We start from the raw sequence: 13,707 nt of genomic DNA, 5'->3' as shown, positions 1-13,707 counted from the left end.
TATTTCCTCCTCTTTATTCCTTCTATTTATATCGTTTTAAAAGACTAACCGAGTAAAGAGCTAGACTTTTGCAACTCTCCATGACATACATAATTTCTAATTCTTGTTGAAGATATTCGCTCACCTTCTTCACAGCAAACATCTTTCACTATAGAAATATTGAAGTGTTCTCTTAGCAGCTCTATATTACCTTCTCGATTTTTTCCGAACCTAAAATCTTGACCAATATAAATGTCTACAGGATTTAGCCTTTTTAAATCTTGAACAAAACAGCTCGCACTTTTTGTTATATATGACTCATCAAACCGAATTACAATCACATGTTCAACACCGAGATTTTGAAGACGTTTCACCTTCTCTTCAATGGCTGTTAATATTTGCGCCCCTTGAAAATAAGAACGTGGTGGTGGATCAAATGTATACACAACATTTGTTATCTTTAATTCCTTTGCCTTCTCAACAGCATTTTTAATAACAGTTTGATGGCCTTTATGTACACCATCAAAAGCACCAATTGAAACAATTGATTTCGTTAATTCAGGTATACACTGCTCATGTATATAAATGATTCTCATCTCTCTTCTTCTAGAGTTAGATTTCTAAATAACCAAATTCCTTTGAAATCAAATTTGCTGTATTCATCACACTTTGAATTATGATTTCACGTTTACTTCCCTGCATATATGATATGGGACCAACAATATTAAGCGCCGCAATAGTTCTGCCAGTATAAGATCGAATTGGAGCAGCAATTCCATATAGTCCATGTTCATTTTCATTATCACTAATTGAATATCCTTGTTTACGAATCTTCTGTAACTCCACTTGAAATTGTTTCACGCAAGTAATTGTATTAGGGGCTCGTCGTAAAAGTTCTTTTTCTGACGTACATTCTAATGAAGATGAATGAAACGAAAGCAACACTTTCCCTGTACTTGTACAATATGCAGGCTCTCTTGATCCAACATGTGTTGAAATTTGAACTGATTCCCTTGATGACACTTTCAAAATAAATACGACATCACCACGATCATACATACCAATATGCACAGTCCCATTAAAATTTCTAACCAGCTCTTCTACAAGTGGAATTGCTCCGCTATAAATCTCTTGCTGAAACATAACCTGGTTTCCCCACTCTAACAATTTCCAGCCTAATCTATATTTTCTTTGCTCATCTTGAATGAGCATTCCTTCTGCACACAACGTACGAACAAGGTGATGAACCGTACTTGCATTCATATTTAGTTTTTCCGCTATTTCAGAATTACCTAGTACAGGCTCATCACTCGTAAAACAATTTAGAATTTTACAAATTTTACCGATAGAAGCGATCAAATCATTTACCTCCCCTATTCCAGTTACAGTTCTCTAGTTTTAGATGTTGTTAAAAATATAAGAAGATTTACATCCTAACAGTAAAATTCTTGTTATCATCTGTTGCTCCTTCCTTTTCCAAATAAAAATGTAAGCGCAAACATTTTTGTTTAACTTAAAGCACCTTCAGATGAACTTGATTGCAAAGCATTGTTTACTAGGGAAAACGTTTGTTGTTTTTTGTACGCATTATAAAACATTCCCATTTTACGCACCGGATCTCCAGAATAATAACGCTCATATTGTAATAACCGTTGTCCAAAAGCTTCTCCACATAAATCCCATGCTAATTTAAATAAACGAACTCGTTCCTCAGAAGATACTCCTTCACGCCCGATATAGTATTTTTCCATATCGTCTTGAATTTCTGGATTCATAAAATCTGCACCTGTCGGTGACATTAATAATCCACCAGCACCAATAGTTTGAATAATCTCAATTGCACGTGGATACATTTTAGGTAATAAACTGCGTATCGTATCAAGTGGCAACCTTGCAGGAATAACTTCTCCATATGGATTCGTTTCATATTCATACTCAGCTACTTGTAAGAGCGCACGTATCGTTTCTACATCTTGCATAAGCTCTGCTAACTGGTTTTGTACATTCAAAAATCCATCTACTCCTATCGAATCTGCTAATTTCATAGCTACTTCAGCAGCGAAAGAAAGCTTTACTAATCCTCTTACTCCAGATTGATGCGCTGGTTGATGACCAATTCCCGTTTTAGGATACAATTGATTCCCAGCTTCTATATTTTGATAAATAAATACTTTATCCCATGGGATAAACACATTATGAAATACTAGTAATGCATCCATTTCCTCAAACCTTGATGCAAGAGGATGATCAAATAAAGAACGTTTTCCATCTTGCATTGGCTCACGACAAAGAATTCTTAGTCCTGGTGCATCAATTGGTACTGCAAAAGAGATTGCATGACGTTCATCACCTGGCTTAAAACTTGGATAGGAATATATAATTACCTCGTCTGTAATTGGAGCAAGTGTCGCTAACATTTTAGCACCACTAACATACATCCCTTCTGCTGTTTCACTTACTACACCTAAATGCATCGTTTCATCTTCTTGTTGATGAGAAGCCTTACTACGATCATTTTGCGGATTAATAATCGCATGTGTTAAAAATAAATCATTATCCCGTATATGTTTATAATAATTCTTTATATTCGTTCCCCATTCTGGATTGAACTTCTCAAAAAACCAAGAATTACTTGCCATTGAAGTCACTGTTACATTTAAAAAATCTGGTGTTCTTCCCATTAAACCGAAGGTAGCTTTTGCCCATACTTCAAATAATTCACGACGTGCTTTTAAATCCTCATAATTTTTTGGCACTAAAAAGGCATTTGAGACCCTTTCGCCTGTCTCTTCGCATATATGAGTAATCTTATCTTGATATTCTGGATTGTGCTGCATATCATATAAGTTAGCAATTTGTAAAATAGGTTCGCGAAAAACATCTTCATTTACTACATCCGTTACTTTTCTTCCACCAATCCAAATTTCAGGATTTCTTTTTCGCAATCCTTCAATATACTGTTCCCCTGTTCTAATTGCCATTCTTTCCCCTCCAATTTCCCATAATAATATACTAAAAAGTTTAGAAACTCTATTAGATGACTGAATTTTCGATTATTATATCAATTTTAATAGGTACAATCCCTCTCTTATTTCACATTATGAAATCCTAATAATTTTTTAAGTAACACAAAAAAGGAACAGTTTCCCGTTCCTCACCCATTCACTTTCTCCGCATTGTTCCAATAATACTTACTAAACGCTTCCGTTAACACATCAATGGTATTATATAGTTCATCTAACGTATTATCCACACCACCAACTTCAATTAATATTGCGTTTTTAGATAAATCTTGGTTATAAATCCCATTTCCATCTTTTTTATACTTCGGAAAAATCCCTCTACTTAATCCGTAATAGTTTTCATCTAAATAGCTATTGATCGCCCTTGCGATTTTTTCATTTTCAGCACGCCCTTCGTTTTCCATCCCAATAATAAAATATAATCTTGCATACGATTTCCCGTTAATGACTTTTGTTGTTACTTTCTTTCGCTGATCATCACGATGTATATCAATCGGAAACGCAATTTTATTATTTTGTGCTAATGCTTCTTTTACATATTCATGAGATGCTGTATACGACTGATACCATTTCCATTTTTTACTTGCTAGTAAATCACCCATATTCGTTTTATCATGAATTACTGGAATTCCTTGTCCTTCAAGTTGCTCCTTAAAACGGTTCCCTAATAAGGACACATTTACATCTGGACTCGATGGATCGGTAGCCCCTGGTAATAACGGAAAGAAGGATTCCCAGCTATGTGTATGGTAAATATATACCGCGCTTTCTCCCTTTTTTGTCCCGTTCTTTTTTTGCACTGGATTTTTCTTTTCCGCTTCTGTAACTTTGTCTTTTGCTACTTCTCGTTCTTTCGTTACTTCTTCAATTGGTACACTAGATTCATTAGGAATATTCGTATAGTTCGTCCCTTCACCAGCTACGATAATGTTAGAATAATATTTTGACATACCGGGTACTTCTTTACCAACAAACGTTCTTAAATCTTTAATTTTTAAATCCGTCGCGATAGAGAATAGTAAACTTCCAACTGAGTCCCGTTTATATTTTTTAAAATAATCATATCCATAGTAATGATTCTCACTTTCTATCATTTGAACAAAACCTTGCATCGATACTTTTCCAAACCACTGATTCGCATAATAAGATTTCATTGTATGTAAAAGTGACGTCACAATCGACGCAATAATAATTACTACTAGTGCATATAAAAAGAGTAATGAAATTAGTTTCTTTCCATGTATACGATTTGCATACTTTTTCACTGTATCACCTTCTTTATACATGAATATGTACAAGCTTTATGTAATATACGCACAAAAAAAGAGAAATGGCATCCCATTTCTCTTTCTCATTCTTATTGTTCTTTACCTGTATCATTTGAAGGTAGTTTCTTCGCTTGTTTTTCTTTAAAGATTTCTCCGATTGCCCCAAGTGTACCAAGTGTTTCAATTGCATTAGATGGAATAAAGACTTTATTTGCTGGCCCTTTCGCAACCTCAATCAATGATTCAAATGATTTATAAGCAAGTACGCGCTCATCTAAATCTGCTGCACGAAGTAACTCAATTCGATTTTGTTCTGCTTTTGCAATTTCATCAATCGCTCTTGCTTCCCCTTGCGCTTCTAATTCTTTTGCTTCTTTTATACCTTCAGCTTCACGAATACGTGCTTCTTTATCCCCTTCAGCCATCAAGATTTTACTTTGTTTTTCACCTTCAGCACGAAGAACTTTATCTTGTTTTGCAGCTTCCGCTTCTAAAATGATTGCACGTTTATTACGTTCTGCTTTCATTTGTTTTTCCATCGATGCTTGCACATCTTTTGGCGGATTAATATCTACTACTTCAACACGTTCAATACGAACGCCCCATTTTTCTGTTGCTTCATCAAGCGCTAAGCGGATTTCTGTTGAAATTTTCTCACGACCTGATAATGTTTCATCAAGTTCCATTTTACCAATAATTTGACGCATAGTTGCAGAAGTAATATTGCGAACACCATATTCATAATTAGAAATACCGTATGTCGCAAGTTCTGGTTCAACAATTTGATAGAAAATAATTGTATCAATTTCTACTTGTACATTATCTTTCGTTATTACCTTTTGCGGTGGTACATTCGTTTGTTGAATACGTAAATCATGATATACACGAACGCGATCTACAATCGGGATTAAAATATTTAATCCTGGGTGCATAATGCGTTGAAATTTACCAAACCTTTCAATAACCCCAACTTTTTGCTGTGGGATAATTTTAATCGTCAATGCAACAAATACAACGACAATCAATGCGAAAATAATCGTTAACGTTACTGCTACTACCATATTTATTCACTCTCCTTTTTTACTTGTAAAATAGTACTATGCCTCTTTATAACAAAGACTTTTTCTCCAGCATCAATAGGAGTATCCGAAATAGCTGTCCAAGTATCTCCATCCACTTTCACAATACCGTTCACTTCACTTGTAATCGCTTGCATAACAATTCCCTTTTTACCAACAAGTTTATCTACTGTATCAATAAAACCTTTTGCTTCTCGAAAGTTTTTTGAAATTCTTTTCGTAAAGAAGGTCAATGTTAAACTGACAATCGCACCAGCAACAACTTGTAAAAATAGTGCATCAGGAGCAAACAAAGCAATAAGACCTCCGACAACAGCCCCAATCCCAAGCCAAAGCATGTAAAACGTAATCGACAACATTTCTGCGATAAATAAAATACCTGCTATTATGAACCAAATCACCCATCCGGCCATATGCAACCCTCACTTTCTTTCTCATTTTCTATATGTATATGAAGAAAAGAATGGTTTATCCGCCCTTTCTCATAGAGGGGCGTTTGCTACAAGCTATTATATATATTCGCTGTTACAACAAGCATTAATAAAATACTATATTAATATATTCTTCATTATACATGAAAATCCCTTTCAAAAAGTGACAAAAAATTTAATTCTTTCAAAAATATAACCAGCAGATTATAATAATTATAATTAAAAAGCATTATTGATTTGAAAGGTGGTATTTTTATTGGGGAATTGTTCACTGGTTTACTATTTAGGCTCCAAAATATGTATTATCCTTGCTGACATTGTATACGTAATGATTATTACAACTCACATCTATATCACAACTAAATCAGCTACAATTACCGCTCTCTTTCCATTATTACAAGTTATTACAAATCTTATCGCTAACATATCTGCACCACTTATAATGAATTGGCTTCCATCTTATACGTTGCTATATACTCTGCAATGGCTGAAAACAGCTCTTTTGCTATTATTAATGATTTTATTCCCGGTCTTATCCACAAACATTTTAGCTCTATTAACTTTCATTTTTTTCATTTCATTATGTAGTGGGTGGAGTGCTCCATTACTATACAGCATCCTTCCACGCCTAACACCAAAAGAAAAATTGGTAAAAGTAAATAGTATCTTTTCCTTTTCAACACAAATTGCACAAGCGACAGCTTATTCATTTACAAGTATTATAGTTCTTCTCATTGGCGCTACTTCTACACTCATGATTAATAACATTTTGATGATTTTTGGATGTGTTGCATTACACTTTTCATTACGTTCCATACATACTGAACGAGTAACAGAGCCTTCCTCTTCAAAAAGCACCGCTTTATTAGAAGGCTGGAAACTATTATTTCATCACCCTTCTTTGCGCACAGTTACACTAATGGACTTAATTGAAACTTTCGCAGGAACAATATGGATTGGTGCTATTACGATGGCATATGTAACGACTATACTACATAAAGGTGAAGAATGGTGGGGATATATTAATACAAGTTACTATGTCGGTACATTAATTGGTGGTCTAATAGCGTGGAGAATGAGTTCATACATTCAAAACAATTTAATACGCTCCATGGCGTTAGGCTCTCTTATGTTTAGCATCCTTACGTTTCTATATGGTGTTACAAGCAACGCATTTATCGCTATATTTCTTTGCATTCTAATGGGACCATGTTATCAAATTAGAGATATTTCTCAAACAACAGTTCTTCAATCAAGTGTCTCTCCTTCATTATTATCAAAGATGTATACAGCCCATGGTGCACTTCTCTCGACAGCTTCCGGCCTTTCTATGCTTAGCGTCGGCATTATTACTGATGTGTTCGGTGTTCGTACGATTTATATGATCGCTTCTTTTCTTATTTTATGTTCTGCCTGTTTATCTTTTAGCTTATTAAAATATCAGAAGACAGAGAAGAAAGATATTTCATTTTAATCTATAAAGCAAAAAGGACAGGGTTCACCTGTCCTTTTGTATTCTCTATTCATGATAAGTTTGGTATCTTTCTATGTTTTGTCGCTTGTTCAAAAGCGTATGCTAGTTTAATTAATATTCCTTCACTAAAAGCAGTACTTGCAATCGTAATTCCAAAAGGTCTCCCGCTTTCCATATATCCCGCAGGCATTGCTATAGATGGATAACCTGCCTTCGCACATATAGTGGATCCTATATAGGATGGAAACAGAATCGCATCAAGTTTATATTTTTCCAAAGCAAAATCAATACCCTGTTCTTGAGAAAAATATACATCTTCTAATCTTGCATTTAAATATTCAGGATTTCTTAACGTGTTAGGAAAATCTATTCTTCTCTCTAATTTAGCTTGTCCATATTTCAAAGCTCTTTCTGCTATATTTTCATTAAACTCTATTAATTCCAACATAGAATGTACTGGAGTGGTAGAAGGTAATTTAGAAAGATAGTTATCTAAGCTATGCTTCAGTTCATAAAGCGGAACTCCCCAGCTCCATTCCCTATGAAAAGATGGAATATCAATATCTTCTACTATTGTCGCTCCCTTACTACGTAAAACTTGAATCGTTTCCTTAAACAACTTTTCATCGTATTCTCCAGATTCATAATAATCTTTTGGCGCATTGCTAAATACACCAATCTTTGCCCCCTTTAAACCGTTAGCATCGAGGTAAGGTGTATAATCTTGATATGCCATTCCTTCACTTTTATGAGTAGCTACATCCTTCTCATCCACCCCAGTTAGACTCCCTAGTAAAATAGTAGCATCTGTTACTGTTCTAGCAAATGGCCCAGCTGTATCTTGTGAATAAGTGAAAGGAATAATTCCACTACGACTAATTAACCCAACAGTCGGCTTAATACCTACAACCGAGTTTTGAACAGCTGGGCTCAAAATAGAAGCATCTGTCTCTGTTCCAACGGATAATACAGTAAAGTTAGCGGCAACTGCTATAGCAGACCCTGTACTGGAGCCACCAACGAACATATCATCCTCTCCTGTACCGTAAGGATTAATTGTTTGACCACCTCTTGCACTATATCCGGCCCACATTTCAAAAGACATTGCATTTGCTAGCTCTGTCATATTCGTTTTACCTATTATCACCGCTCCTGCTTCTCGCAATTTTGTAACGAGAAATGCATCTTCACTACTTATATTTTGTTCTAGGGCAATCGTACCTGCACTTGTATGCATGGAATCATTCGTTCCAATATTGTCCTTTAGCAAAACAGGTATACCATGCAATCGTCCCCTTACACCTTTTATCTTTCTTTCATAATCTAACGCTTCTGCAATAAAAATAGCATCCGGGTTTATTTCTAAAATAGAATTAATTTTCGGTCCATCTTGATCATATTGTGCAATTCTATGAAGATAATACATAACTAATTCTTTGGAAGATAACGTTCCTTCTTCCATTGCGGTCTGTATATCATGAATTGTTAATTCTTTTTTTAATACTGTATTAAACTGTATTTCCATTTATATTCTCCTTTATATCCCCTTTTAGTTTTTACGAATACTTCTTACTTTTTCATTTTTTCACCTCAACCTATTCCAAATTAATATCCCTTTAAAAGTTTCAACTTACTTTTTAATACACCTTTAATTTCCCGAAAAATAAAAAGAGTCTGAAACGAATTATCCTTCGCTTCAAACTCTTTTTATTACTGTGCATATACCTCATCTAACAAATGTAAAAACTCTCCCTGTTTTCCTGCTAATTCAGGGCATTTTGCAATATCAATCCATTCGTAGCAAAATACTAAACCTTTGTCTTCCTCACCAGCACTTACTTTATGTTCCCACGTATCTTTCACATCTGTTAATAATGAAATGTGGAAAAAATGACGTTTTTGATATTCCTTTTTTTCTTTCATATAAATAATGTAATCAGAAAGGAAGCGCTCGATACAAAAATGGCGTAGTCCTGACTCTTCTTGCACTTCACGTAAAATTGCTGCCTCTAACGTTTCCCCTTCATCTACTGTCCCACCTGGCACTTGGATACCAGCCTCTCGTATATCACGATGTTTAAAAACGAGTAATTGCATAACCCCTTCTTTTTCTCTCGTAATATATGCATGTACCTTTTTCTTATATAACATCGTCATCTTAGCCCTCTCCCCTCAATTCATTACTGTGTTACTTCTTCAATCGTCAGTTGGTTTTCATATAAATATGTAGCTTGCGGATTCCCAACATAGCGTACATGCCACGGTTCATAACGATAACCGGTAATCCCTTCTTTCTCTTTCGTATATCGAATAACAAAACCAAACTTATGGGCATTTTCAGAAAGCCACTTACCTTCTTTCGTCTCCCCAAAAACAGTTTCTAACTGAAACTTAGCTGATTGAGATGTAATATCCATAGCTAGTCCTGTTTGATGTTCACTCGTACCAGGGACTGCACTAGACATTGCTGTCTTTGCTTCTCCATCTTGCCTTTTATACATCGTATTTAATGCTTTTTGTCGATCAAAAGATCTAAATCCAGAGACTGCAAAAAGGAAAATCCGCTCATAATTAGCTTGCTTAAACATTTCTTCAAGTGCCAACGCTGCCTCTTTCCTCATCTTTTTCTTCTCTTGATCACCTTCACTAGAGTAACGTACTTTCGGAATAACTAAATCTGGCGGTCTATACCCATCTGGTAATCGCCTATTTTTATTCACAAGTACAAGCATCGAATTTGGATTACTAATGACTGCGATATCCCCATCCATATTAGCAATCGTTTCTTTTGCTTTTGGGAATATATTATTTACATTTACTTCCCGCGCCTCTTGATCCTTGTACATCTTATAATTTATTCCTGCTACTCCAACAATTAGTATCATTGCTACGATACCAAGTAGTACCCATCTTTTTTTCATATAACGACCTCTTATTTTAATAATTTGGCCATTTCATACTCATCGACACCTTTTCCATCGATGATAAGAGCAGATTTTTTGACACCTTCTTGTTCAAATCCAATTTTGCTATATAGTGCCTGAGCTCTTGTATTGTGGGCCATTACCGTTAATTCTAAACGCCATACATCATGTAATCTTGCCCACTTCTCTACTTCTTTAAACAAACTCGTTCCAATACCTCGGCCACTATACTCTTGCAAAATACCAATTACAATGCCTGCCACATGTCTCTTTCTTTGAATATTATTTCCATTAACTAAAATAAATCCTACTATTCTCTCTTCTTCAACTGCTACAAATATTGTCGCATATTCATTTTCTATAAAACGGTGGACCATCTTTTCTTGTTGCTCTACTGTAGTTTTTCGTTCTCCTGGTTCGTATAACATAAATTTCGTTTCTTCGTCTAATTGCTTACTTAATTGTAAAAATAATGCTGCATCTTCTACTCTAATCTCCCGAATCACCTTGATCACCCTACCCATTCCATTAGTTAAAAATTTTCCTTATAAAAAGATTTTCTCTACTATTCTGAAAAAACCCTTTCTAAATTCCTTACTATAAATAGACAAATTTCGATATTACTATAATAATAGTTAATTATGTCTATTATGTGACATTTCTTTCTAACCATAACTTATGTCCAAACAAAAAACGTAAGCTTTCCGCTTACGTTTTTCTCACTATTTGCGGGCAGTAAGACTCCCACTGATTAAAGTTTCACTTTATCCATTCACTTTTTCAGCTTGCCAAAAATATTCTCCAAATGCTTTAGCAAGAGCATCTATCGATCTATTTAATTCTTCCTCTGTATTGTCTACGCCACCAACTTCAATTAATATGGCTTGTCCTGATAAGTCCTGATTATAGACTCCATTTCCTGTTTGGAATCCTTTTTGAATTACACCACGGCTCACTCCTGGATATTTCTTATTAATCGTCTCATGTAAAGCCGTTGCTAATTGTAAGTTTTTTTCATAGTTTTTGTTACCTTTCCCGATTACAAAAGCAAGCTTCGCATATGATTTATCTCCAATTATTTTTGTCGTGACATTTTTCCGTGCACTATCACGGTGCAGATCGAAAAAATATTGGAGTTCTTTATTACCAGCCATCGCTTCTTGTACAATTTCTCGTGACAGTTTATAAGAACTATTACTGTTTAACCCTTTACTTATTAACTTTTGACCAACATCAGTTTTATCGTTAGTAGCACCGATCCCTTCACCTTCTAACTGTTCTCGCAATCGATCGCCAACTATTGAAATATTCGTTACAGAACTCGTTGCTTTATTTGGATTAGGATCATTCGTTAAGTTAAGTAACGGCAAATAAGATTCCCAGCTATGTGAATGATAAATAAATGCAACTTGTCTTTTTCCCGTCGTTTGAGATGGTTGTTTCTTCTCTTTATTCGGATCAGGCTTAGGAACATGTCCAACTTCTCCAGTCCGTTCCTTCACTACTTCTTCAAGCGGAACACTCGATTCTATCGGTAAGTTGGAGTAATTTGTTCCTTCACCTGCTATAACGATTTCTGTATCATATTTCCCAAATCCCGGAAGTTCTTTCCCGACAAAACTACGTACATCGTCAAAACGAATATTCGTAGCCATCGAAAAGAGGAATGAAGAAATAGAAAAGTCTTGATTCAAATTCCTGTACTCCTGTGTAAAATAATGATTCTCTTTCCCAATAACGTACATGTAACCATTCATTGATAACTCATTCAACCAGTTATATAAATACGTTGACTTCGTCTCTTTCATGGAAGTTACCATTACACTAATAAGAAAAAAAGTCGCTAATACCGTAGTAATAACAAATAAAATTAATTTGCGTACACTTGTTAATTTCACGTAAAAAAAGCCTCGATTCATACTATCACCCTCTCTATTTCAAGTTATGTACAAGCTCTAGAGAATAGACCGCTTAAATTTCGGCTATATTGTTAATGAGGTGAAATGAATTGAAGCTATTAATAGGAGCATTACCAATCGCTCTATCAATTACTTTTTATTTACTTGCTTTACATCCTAAAATTCGTATTGTGCTCCATATTTCTGCGTACCTAGCATTGTATGTACTTGGGACTATAATTTCTATTACTATATATGATGTTTTAATACAAAATTTAGTTTTCATGACAAGCATTCATGGAATTTTACTAAATCCATTTTTTCTACTCGCAGGAGCATATATAGGTATATACGCGTTGTACTTAATTTTGTCTCAAATTATTATGAAACTAATGAATTCCAAAAATGGAGTGTAACGAAATGCAGCCACCATTCATCTGTCATACATGTAAAAAAAGAATAACGAGAAAGAAAGATCTTATTACCTCTACACGGTATTTCCGCTTTTATTTATTTCACAACACTTGTTTCAAAAATCAGCAATTATTTGTCTCACGTTTTATTCCTATAAATACACTCTTTGGTTTCTTTCTTATTACATATGGACTTATTGTAGGTAGCATTCTAATGTTCATGGAGCCATCTATCGTTTGGCTTATTTTTTTGCTTCCTATCTTATATCGATTTCTTTCATATTATTACGTTGAACGTTTTTTCTGTAAATAACTAGTAGACTGACCTCTAGGAATGCTTAAACACTCCCATTCATTTTCTTTTAACATTTTACCAATGTAAATAATCTGTCCAATATGTAAAGCATAATGAGAAATCTGCCTTTGGATCGCTTGCATTACAGTGTGTTCTTCTCCGCGAATGTACACTTTCTGCGAAACCTGCTCTGGCGTTAAATTATCCAAAGCTTCAAAAACATATTCCCACCCTTCTTGCCACGCAGCAAGAGCTTCTTGTTTTGAATTGTAGTCGACTTCAAATTCATCATCTCGATTACGATCTGTTTTTTCACCATCAGACGTTAAAAAATCCGTCCATCTTGAACGCATATTACCATGTAAATGCTTAATAATAATCGCAATACTATTCGTCTCCTCATGAGAAGACCACATTATATGTTCATAAGATAATTGAGAAAGTACTCGTTCTCCTTGGTTTTGTGTTGCTTTGAAATTCGAAATTGCACATTGTAAATATTCTCGTCCGATATCCAAATTAACACCCACTTTCACACTAACTAATTTTCGTTCCATTCGGTAGTTCCATATTAGGCTGAAGTAAAACAACATCGCCAGCTTTAGGAACACCACCCAATACGAGCACTTCCGATTTAAATCCTGCCACACGCTTTGGTGGGAAATTCACAACAGCAACCACTTGTTGACCGATTAAATCTTCTGGGCTGTACCTTTTCGTAATTTGAGCACTGGACTGCTTAACCCCTAGCTCTCCAAAATCAATTTCTAACTTTATTGCAGGAACCCTTGCTTCTTTAAATTCCTCCGCCTTCCTTACCGTCCCAATACGCAAATCCAAATTTAAAAAATCTTCAAAACTAGCCATTTTATCAAACCTCCCACTTACCTACTTAGACAAAATATAAAAATCCCCTTCAAAAA

General features: G+C 34.9%; 16 protein-coding genes. 3 read left to right on the top strand and 13 right to left on the bottom strand.

Annotated features, from left to right (window positions below; genetic code table 11):
- Positions 1-44: 44 nt before the first annotated feature.
- From JDS80_RS14580 to JDS80_RS14555, 6 genes are all read right to left on the bottom strand, one after another.
- Positions 45-575, bottom strand: coding sequence for an FAD synthetase family protein (locus JDS80_RS14580; protein WP_098890041.1), 531 nt, complete (start codon positions 573-575; stop codon positions 45-47).
- Between the two features lie 16 nt (positions 576-591).
- A complete protein-coding gene (locus JDS80_RS14575) occupies positions 592-1,338 on the bottom strand; it encodes an IclR family transcriptional regulator (RefSeq protein WP_097829707.1) in 747 nt (248 codons plus the stop codon).
- A gap of 149 nt (positions 1,339-1,487) precedes the next feature.
- Positions 1,488-2,960: a 4-hydroxyphenylacetate 3-hydroxylase family protein gene (locus JDS80_RS14570; RefSeq protein WP_098890040.1), complete on the bottom strand. Its 1,473-nt coding sequence runs from the start codon at positions 2,958-2,960 to the stop codon at positions 1,488-1,490.
- A gap of 173 nt (positions 2,961-3,133) precedes the next feature.
- Positions 3,134-4,288, bottom strand: coding sequence for a stage II sporulation protein P (gene spoIIP, locus JDS80_RS14565; RefSeq protein WP_142347571.1), 1,155 nt, complete (start codon positions 4,286-4,288; stop codon positions 3,134-3,136).
- Between the two features lie 71 nt (positions 4,289-4,359).
- Positions 4,360-5,331 carry an SPFH domain-containing protein gene (locus JDS80_RS14560; protein ID WP_071745496.1) on the bottom strand — a complete coding sequence of 324 codons (972 nt, stop codon included), beginning with the start codon at positions 5,329-5,331 and terminating at the stop codon, positions 4,360-4,362.
- Between the two features lie 2 nt (positions 5,332-5,333).
- A complete protein-coding gene (locus tag JDS80_RS14555) occupies positions 5,334-5,762 on the bottom strand; it encodes an NfeD family protein (protein WP_199638976.1) in 429 nt (142 codons plus the stop codon).
- A 274-nt stretch (positions 5,763-6,036) separates the two neighbouring features.
- Between JDS80_RS14555 and JDS80_RS14550 the strand changes: the two genes are divergently transcribed.
- A complete protein-coding gene (locus tag JDS80_RS14550) occupies positions 6,037-7,254 on the top strand; it encodes an MFS transporter (RefSeq protein WP_199638975.1) in 1,218 nt (405 codons plus the stop codon).
- Positions 7,255-7,303: 49 nt separating this feature from the next.
- Here the strand turns inward: JDS80_RS14550 and JDS80_RS14545 are convergent, their stop codons facing one another.
- The 5 genes from JDS80_RS14545 to spoIIP (JDS80_RS14525) all read right to left on the bottom strand — a co-directional run bounded on the left by JDS80_RS14545 (position 7,304) and on the right by spoIIP (JDS80_RS14525) (position 12,097).
- Complete coding sequence (locus JDS80_RS14545) at positions 7,304-8,779, bottom strand: amidase family protein (RefSeq protein WP_098890038.1); 1,476 nt, start codon at positions 8,777-8,779, stop codon at positions 7,304-7,306.
- A 185-nt stretch (positions 8,780-8,964) separates the two neighbouring features.
- Complete coding sequence (locus JDS80_RS14540) at positions 8,965-9,411, bottom strand: NUDIX hydrolase (RefSeq protein WP_071745499.1); 447 nt, start codon at positions 9,409-9,411, stop codon at positions 8,965-8,967.
- 23 nt (positions 9,412-9,434) lie between these two features.
- Positions 9,435-10,175: a M15 family metallopeptidase gene (locus JDS80_RS14535; protein ID WP_098890037.1), complete on the bottom strand. Its 741-nt coding sequence runs from the start codon at positions 10,173-10,175 to the stop codon at positions 9,435-9,437.
- Positions 10,176-10,186: 11 nt separating this feature from the next.
- Positions 10,187-10,684 carry a GNAT family N-acetyltransferase gene (locus JDS80_RS14530; protein WP_098890108.1) on the bottom strand — a complete coding sequence of 166 codons (498 nt, stop codon included), beginning with the start codon at positions 10,682-10,684 and terminating at the stop codon, positions 10,187-10,189.
- A 258-nt stretch (positions 10,685-10,942) separates the two neighbouring features.
- Positions 10,943-12,097, bottom strand: a complete 1,155-nt coding sequence (spoIIP, locus tag JDS80_RS14525; protein ID WP_071769924.1) for a stage II sporulation protein SpoIIP — start codon at positions 12,095-12,097, stop codon at positions 10,943-10,945.
- Positions 12,098-12,186: 89 nt separating this feature from the next.
- On the opposite strand from spoIIP (JDS80_RS14525), the gene JDS80_RS14520 reads away from it, so the two are divergent.
- On the top strand, positions 12,187-12,492 hold the full coding sequence (locus tag JDS80_RS14520; protein ID WP_071745503.1) for a hypothetical protein: 306 nt from the start codon (positions 12,187-12,189) through the stop codon (positions 12,490-12,492).
- Positions 12,493-12,496: 4 nt separating this feature from the next.
- Complete coding sequence (locus JDS80_RS14515) at positions 12,497-12,802, top strand: permease (RefSeq protein ID WP_142347569.1); 306 nt, start codon at positions 12,497-12,499, stop codon at positions 12,800-12,802.
- On the opposite strand, the gene JDS80_RS14510 is transcribed toward JDS80_RS14515, so the two are convergent.
- Both JDS80_RS14510 and csaA read right to left on the bottom strand, forming a co-directional pair.
- Positions 12,775-13,341, bottom strand: a complete 567-nt coding sequence (locus tag JDS80_RS14510) for a DUF1572 domain-containing protein (protein WP_142347568.1) — start codon at positions 13,339-13,341, stop codon at positions 12,775-12,777. The two genes, JDS80_RS14515 and JDS80_RS14510, sit on opposite strands and share 28 nt — an antisense overlap.
- Positions 13,322-13,651 carry a chaperone CsaA gene (csaA, locus tag JDS80_RS14505; protein ID WP_071745506.1) on the bottom strand — a complete coding sequence of 110 codons (330 nt, stop codon included), beginning with the start codon at positions 13,649-13,651 and terminating at the stop codon, positions 13,322-13,324. Before csaA ends, JDS80_RS14510 begins: the two co-directional genes overlap by 20 nt.
- Between the last annotated feature and the right edge of the window lie 56 nt (positions 13,652-13,707).

It is taken from the genome of Bacillus cereus group sp. N8 (genome assembly GCF_016483685.1).
In the GTDB taxonomy this organism is placed as follows: Bacteria; Bacillota; Bacilli; order Bacillales; family Bacillaceae_G; genus Bacillus_A; species Bacillus_A proteolyticus.
This window is presented reverse-complemented; position numbering and strand designations above follow the sequence as displayed.

What these genes read in the sequence shown, in the direction of transcription:
- JDS80_RS14580 (WP_098890041.1), bottom strand. Translation starts at nt 575, where the DNA reads ATGAGAATCATTTATATACATGAGCAGTGTATACCTGAATTAACGAAA.
- JDS80_RS14570 (WP_098890040.1), bottom strand. Translation starts at nt 2,960, where the DNA reads ATGGCAATTAGAACAGGGGAACAGTATATTGAAGGATTGCGAAAAAGA.
- spoIIP (WP_142347571.1), bottom strand. Translation starts at nt 4,288, where the DNA reads ATGTATAAAGAAGGTGATACAGTGAAAAAGTATGCAAATCGTATACAT.
- JDS80_RS14560 (WP_071745496.1), bottom strand. Translation starts at nt 5,331, where the DNA reads ATGGTAGTAGCAGTAACGTTAACGATTATTTTCGCATTGATTGTCGTT.
- JDS80_RS14555 (WP_199638976.1), bottom strand. Translation starts at nt 5,762, where the DNA reads ATGGCCGGATGGGTGATTTGGTTCATAATAGCAGGTATTTTATTTATC.
- JDS80_RS14545 (WP_098890038.1), bottom strand. Translation starts at nt 8,779, where the DNA reads ATGGAAATACAGTTTAATACAGTATTAAAAAAAGAATTAACAATTCAT.
- JDS80_RS14540 (WP_071745499.1), bottom strand. Translation starts at nt 9,411, where the DNA reads ATGACGATGTTATATAAGAAAAAGGTACATGCATATATTACGAGAGAA.
- JDS80_RS14535 (WP_098890037.1), bottom strand. Translation starts at nt 10,175, where the DNA reads ATGAAAAAAAGATGGGTACTACTTGGTATCGTAGCAATGATACTAATT.
- spoIIP (WP_071769924.1), bottom strand. Translation starts at nt 12,097, where the DNA reads ATGAATCGAGGCTTTTTTTACGTGAAATTAACAAGTGTACGCAAATTA.
- JDS80_RS14515 (WP_142347569.1), top strand. Translation starts at nt 12,497, where the DNA reads ATGCAGCCACCATTCATCTGTCATACATGTAAAAAAAGAATAACGAGA.
- JDS80_RS14510 (WP_142347568.1), bottom strand. Translation starts at nt 13,341, where the DNA reads ATGGAACGAAAATTAGTTAGTGTGAAAGTGGGTGTTAATTTGGATATC.
- csaA (WP_071745506.1), bottom strand. Translation starts at nt 13,651, where the DNA reads ATGGCTAGTTTTGAAGATTTTTTAAATTTGGATTTGCGTATTGGGACG.